Source organism: Neisseria sp. HMSC064E01 (assembly GCF_001808875.1).
In the GTDB taxonomy this organism is placed as follows: domain Bacteria; phylum Pseudomonadota; class Gammaproteobacteria; order Burkholderiales; family Neisseriaceae; genus Neisseria; species Neisseria sicca_A.
This window is the reverse complement of sequence record NZ_KV794880.1, coordinates 20935-27199: the sequence shown is the minus strand read 5'-3', so window position 1 is coordinate 27199 and position 6265 is coordinate 20935. Positions and strand designations below refer to the sequence as shown.

Here is a 6265-nt window from a genome sequence, read left to right as displayed (position 1 = left end):
CGTACTGGTTTAAAGTTAATCCACTATACTATACAATCATATTGCTGCCGACTGCTTGTCTGCTGCGGTCTGCATCGGCATATGGATAGCGTGGACGTCGTTTGCGTTTTGGAAAATGTGGCAAGGTATTTATTTGCCAGCGTTTTTTAAGAATCGGCTAAAGCCCATATCAGTTTGCCCCAGGTCGTCTGAAAATCCTAAAAAGAAAATTCATGTCAAACACCCCATTCTTCAAAACCGACTGTCCGAGCTGCGGCGCGCCTGTTGAGGCGCATTCCGCTTCAGCCGTTACGCTGGTGTGCGGCTACTGCAACAGCATGCTGGTGCGGCAGGATGACAGTATCGTCGATTCCGGACGCGATTCCGCTTTGTTGGAAGATTTCAGCCCGCTGCAAATCGGCACGACAGGGACATACGTTACCCGCCCATTTACCTTGGTCGGACGGCTTCAGGTGCAATACGACGACGGTGTGTGGAACGAATGGTATGCGCTGTTTGATGACGGGCAAACCGGTTGGCTGTCTGAATCCGGCGACCTGTATTCCATGACGCGCTTGGTTGAATCGCCTGAAGTTGTGCCGGAGTTTCACGATGTCGTGCCGGGCGGTTGCAATTTCAATTTCCAAAATAAAAACTTTGTTCCGTCGGATAAACGTGAAATCAGCCTCAGAAAATCGGCGGCGCAGGGCGAATTGCCGTTTAAGCTGACTGAAGACACGACAAGTAAAGTCATAGACTGGCGACACGCCGGCCTTTTCCTGACGATAGATTACGGCGATGATCCTCCCGAAATCTATTACGGCAGTATGGTCGGCCTAAATGAACTGAAACTGCAGAATACCCGTACCGACGACCAAATCCGTGAAACCGCAGGTCGTCTGAAAGGCAGCCATCATTCGGAAAATTGTCCGAATTGCGGATCATCCGTCCATTGGTTGAGCGGTGTCACCGATTTTCTGATTTGCCCGAGTTGCGGCAGCGAATTGGAAGTCGGCAAACAAAAAGCGCGGCTGATTACTGCCAACGCCATGCGTGTGTCGCAGAATAAACTGTTTACCCTGCCTATCGGCAAACAAGGTCGTCTGAATAACAATGATTATTTTGTGATGGGTGCGGTCAGGTATTCCGAGCTGGATCCCGATGCGACTTACGAATATATGTTTGAAGGCAAACGGCGCATGCTGACGCCGGTCGGTTGGTGGGTCGAATACCTGCTTTACAATCCGCAGAAAGGCTTTGCGTGGTTGGTCGAATCGTCAGACGGCGAGTGGAGCCAATCCGAAACGCAAAACAACTGGCCGCGTTTAAACAGCGCCCGCAAACCGCAAGGTTGTAATGAACTTTATTCCTACGGCGGCAAAGTCGAAGTCGCCGCCGGCGCGTTTTACTGGCATATCCGTTCGGGTGATTTGGCGTATTACACCGACTACCAAGTCGGCAGCAACAGCAAACTGTGTGTTGAGCTGACCGAGCACGAGCTGGCATGGAGTAAAAGCACGCGCACGACCTACGGCAAAGTCGCCAGCGCCTTCGGTTTGCAGGCTGAAGCGCCCAAATACACGGCGAAAATGAGCGCGGACGGCGTCGACAACCAATTGAGGCTTGTCATGACCGCCATCTTGGTCGTCGTCAACCTTCCCGCGCTGCTGACCGACGGCAACTCTGCCACACTTTCAGCCATCTTTATAGGAACATGGTTGTTGTGGAGCATGGGCAAAGAAGACGAGGACGAGGATTAATCATGTCGAGAGCCACTTACATCATTTTCAGCACCATTATCATCATCATCTCCATGATCATCAGCTACGGCTCTTCCGATTCCGACGGCTCGCGTATGCACTCCGGCGGCTATTACGGCGGCGGAGGTTTCTCCGGAGGTCATAAATGACCCATATCCCCGGCAACCATGGTCTTTTAGATTTATATGGCTGTGATCAAGCTGTCTTGAAAGACGATGGTCGTCTGAAAACCGTCCTAAAAGCCGCCGCCCAAGCCGCAGAAGCCACCATCCTTGCCGAGCGTTTCCACACCTTCGGCGGGGCAGGCGGCATTACCGGCATCCTGCTTCTCGCCGAATCCCACATCAGCATCCACACATGGCCGGAACACCGCTTCGCCGCCATAGACGCATTTATCTGCGGCGGCATGAAGTTGGAAAAAGTGAAGGAAGTATTGTGCAGGGAATTGGCGGCAGAACGGGCAGTTTGGACGGTAGCGCAACGTGGCGAAGGAATATTGGACGATACGCAGCCGCCAGTAGAACAATGATAGTGGATTAACTTTAAATCAGGACAAGGCGACGAAGCCGCAGATAGTACATCAGGACAAGGCGACGAAGCCGCAGACAGTACAAATAGTACGGCAAGGCGAGGCAACGCCGTACTGGTTTAAAGTTAATCCACTATAAAACCTGTAAAGGTCGTCTGAAACCAGTCTCAGTCTGTTTTCAGACGACCTCATTTTAAAACCCCAAAAAATATTCCTACTAAGAACATCAAGGAACCAAAATGCACTTACGCACTTCCATCATCCTCTCTTTATCCGCGCTCTCTTTAGGCGCGTGTATCAGCAACCCAAGTTCGGCACCCACCAGTTCTTCATCATCAACACCCATCAACCCATTCGTCAAAGACTACATCTATTATTTCGAGCATCTCGACGAAGCCAAAGCTAAAAACGAACAATGTTTGAAAGACGGCGTGTTTAAAAAGGTGGGCGTTGATATGGAAAACGCCGATGAACGACAAATGATTGCGGAGTATCCCGACGATATTTTGATGCTCAATCCTGGCAACACCGAATTATCCCCCTGTTTCGCCGCATGGACGGCAAACAATGCTGCAGAACCGCTGCGCAAATGGCAGGAGGAAAATGCGAAAAAAGAAGCGACTAATCAAAAATTTGAAAAGCAGGTCAGCCGGTTCAAAGCCGAATGGGAAAAGAAATACGCCAATGAAGATTGGAACACATTCTACCCCGAGGCTTTGCGTAAAGAATCCGTTCAAGCGCGGAATAGAAAAAACCGATTGGAAGATCGGGCCAAAAGAGAAGCCATCGACCGTATTTTTGTCGATAAGGCGACACCGTTTTTGAATGAATTGAAAACAAAAAACATTGAAACACTGACCAAAGAAATTCCACACAGCTGTCGTAAGGGAGTTTGGGACCTTATTCCTTCGTGTAAAGCCTATTATTATGTTTTAAAAGACAAATTCTCAGAAAAAACATTATCCGAATTGGCGGATATGGAAAAACAATATAACGACGCCAAACATCTGTCTGCTCCCGTTCTGTCGGCTGCCTACCGTTCTGCGGTGGAGGGTAATTCAGAAAAAATGGATAAAGCATTAATGCTGGACTATCGCAAACTCAATACCGAATATATGCAATGTACTAAAAAAATCGGCGATAAAATAGCAGCAACAGAGTCCCAGATAAATAACACGGAACATTTCACACCTTCCTTTTATTTAGAACTTTATCCGGAATGCGTCATTACGAATCAAGTCATGGAAAGGTTGGAGCTGCCTACTGATTTAAATAAGGTTATTGACAGCGCGGTTTGGATAAATTTCGGCAAACAAACCCGGGAAACAGAAGCAAACAGCGAAAAAGAATGGAAGCAGTTGGAAAAAACGCCTGAGGTCGCACAAGCCAAAACAATCTTGGCTCAGAAATACGCCCAAACACCTTGGCAAAATTTCATAAGCACCGTAGAAAAAGATAATCCGGTGAATATGGCAGACATTTTCTCGGGTACGGAAGAGGAACCGAAACAGAAACAAAAGCAGCATCAGATAATGGTCATAGCATTGAACCAGGTGTTTACTGACAAAACCCAGCCTCTCGTGGATGAATTAGCGAAAAACAGCATCGATAAACTGATTGCCGAGATTCCTGCCAGCTGTCGCGATGAAGGAAAAATAGATTGGTTAGCAGATAGTCAATGTAAAGTATATTCCCGCGCTCTCTCAAAAAAATTTCAGAATCAGACGTTAGAAGAGCTTTCCGCTTCAAAAGATAAATATGAAAATAAAGATGAAGATGGGTTTTTATTGGTTTACGTAGCCTACTCTTCGGTATTGCATGAAAAAGAGAGAAAACAATACCTTGAACTGAGCAATGATAATACCAAGCGAGAAGCGGCATATAGGCAATGTCTCAAAAATATCAGTGGAATCATCGAAAAATCATATGTTTCAGAAGAGGATAATGGTTCTTCGTATGCTAGGCGGGCGCCGGGATGTCTAGCGTTTAGCTCTGGTCTTCCAGTTGAAGAGTCACGTTTCGACTACTTTACTGAAACGCTGCTTAATAAAAAACGTTTCCAACAAGCATCCGCAGTCAAACAAAATTGATGGAAACATTTCATCAAAAAGGTCGTCTGAAACCGTCTTTACGTTTTCAGACGACCCCATTTTTAAATTTTAAAAATATCCTGCCCAAGGAACTAACAATGCGCTTACGCACTTCCGCCATCCTCGCTTTATCCGCCCTCTCTTTAGGCGCGTGTATCAGTCAACCAAGTTCAATCCCCATCACGCCTCCCGTCAAAGACCGCGTGTATTATTTCCAGCATCTCGACGAAGCCAAAGCTAAAAAAGAACAATGTTTGAAAGACGACGTGTTTAAGAAGGCGGGCGTTGATATAGAAAACACCGATGGACGACAAATGATTGCGGCGTATCCCGACGATCTTTTGATGCTGAACCCTGATAACGCCGAATTATTACCCTGTTTTTCCGCATGGACGGCTGTTGACTCCGCAGAACCGCTTCATGAATGGCAGAAAGAAAATGCGGAAAAAGAAGCGCTTAATCAAAAAATTGAAAAGCAAGCCATGCAATTCAAAACCGAATGGGAAAAGAAATATGCCGATGAAGATTGGAAAACATTCTATTCCAAGGCTTTACATCAAGAATCCGTCCACTCCATAACTGCCGACAGCTCATTGGAAGAACGGGCTAAAAGAGAAGCCATAGACCGCATCTTTGCTGATAAGGCGGAACCGTTTTTGAATGAATTGAAAACAAAAAATATCGAAACACTGACCAAAGAAATCCCGCAAAGCTGCCAGAAGGAAGCTTGGGATCATATTCCTTTGTGTAAAGCTTATTATCATGTTTTAAAAGAGAAATTCTCAGAAAAGACATTATTTGAACTCGTGCAGATAGAATTAAAATATAGCGATGGCGAGCACATGCCTGCTCCTATTTTGACAGCCGCCTACCGCGCCGCCACAGAGGTAGATTGGAAGAACATTGAGAAAACATTGATGTCGGATCACAGCAAACTCGATGCTGAATACAGACAATGCTTTAAACAACTTAAGGACAAAGTGGCGGTAACCCAAGTTGATGAATCCGAACACGAAGACTCTTCCTACTATTATGTGTTTTATCCAGAATGCGCCATTGCGAATCAAGTCATGGAACGGTTGGAGCTGCCTATAAATTTAAGTAAGGCTGTTGACAGAGAAATTTTGGTAAAACGGATTAAACAAAATTGGGAAAAGGAAGAGGGGGAGCAGCCGGAATGGGAGCGATTGGAAAAATCACCTGAAGTTGCAAAAATCAAAGAAATTTTGGTGCAGAAATATGCCCAAATACCTTGGCAAGACTTCGAAAGCATCATGAAAAAAGACCATTCACGCATGGTAGCTGATGCATTGGGTACGGAAAAGTGGAAGCCAGTATCAATTGACATCGCATTAGGACAGGTACTTGCTGACAAAATCAAGTCTGCAGAGGATGAGTTGCAGAAAAAAAGTATTGATAAATTGATTGCTGAAGAAGCAGAACATTGTAGTAGTGGTAAAGCATCAATAAACTGGGTAAAAGGCGTATCATGCCAAATGTATTTCCGTGTACTCTTTAAAAAATTTCAGGATCAGACTGTAGAAGAACTCCTGATTTCAAAAGAAAAATATGAAGAAGAGTTTCCAAGAATTGGGATGCTTTATAGGTCAGTATTGGATGAAAAAAAGAAAAAACAGTACATCGAGTGGATGAGAGACAATGCCAAACAAGAAGCGGTATATAGGCAATGTCTCAAAAATATCAGTGGCATCATTCAAGAATCAGACGTTTCAGAAGAGGATAATGGATTTTCGTATGTTTCGCGGGATCCGGTATGTAAAAACATCAAAGGGTCTGTATTTTTTGATGGGGAACGAATTGATTTTTTCATTGACACCCTGCTTAATAAAAAACGTTTCCAACAAGAGTCCGCAATCAAACAAAATTGATGGAAACATTTCATCAAA

5 protein-coding genes are annotated in these 6265 nt (G+C 45.4%); all 5 read left to right on the top strand.

All coding sequences use genetic code 11. The features are described from left to right. The first annotated feature begins 212 nt into the window (after positions 1-212). The 5 genes from HMPREF2572_RS01225 to HMPREF2572_RS01210 all read left to right on the top strand — a co-directional run bounded on the left by HMPREF2572_RS01225 (position 213) and on the right by HMPREF2572_RS01210 (position 6247). Positions 213-1739 (top strand): DUF4178 domain-containing protein, encoded by a 1527-nt coding sequence (locus HMPREF2572_RS01225; protein WP_070495655.1) that lies wholly within the window; start codon positions 213-215, stop codon positions 1737-1739. 2 nt (positions 1740-1741) lie between these two features. Next, positions 1742-1888 carry a hypothetical protein gene (locus HMPREF2572_RS14510; protein ID WP_003742187.1) on the top strand — a complete coding sequence of 49 codons (147 nt, stop codon included), beginning with the start codon at positions 1742-1744 and terminating at the stop codon, positions 1886-1888. Next, a complete protein-coding gene (gene speD, locus HMPREF2572_RS01220) occupies positions 1885-2268 on the top strand; it encodes an adenosylmethionine decarboxylase (RefSeq protein ID WP_070495652.1) in 384 nt (127 codons plus the stop codon). The genes HMPREF2572_RS14510 and speD overlap by 4 nt, the downstream gene beginning before the upstream one ends. A gap of 239 nt (positions 2269-2507) precedes the next feature. Next, the gene (locus tag HMPREF2572_RS01215) at positions 2508-4358 is read left to right on the top strand and encodes a hypothetical protein (RefSeq protein WP_070495649.1); all 1851 of its coding nucleotides are present in this window, start codon (positions 2508-2510) and stop codon (positions 4356-4358) included. A gap of 98 nt (positions 4359-4456) precedes the next feature. Beyond that, positions 4457-6247 (top strand): hypothetical protein, encoded by a 1791-nt coding sequence (locus HMPREF2572_RS01210; protein ID WP_070495676.1) that lies wholly within the window; start codon positions 4457-4459, stop codon positions 6245-6247. Positions 6248-6265: the final 18 nt, after the last annotated feature.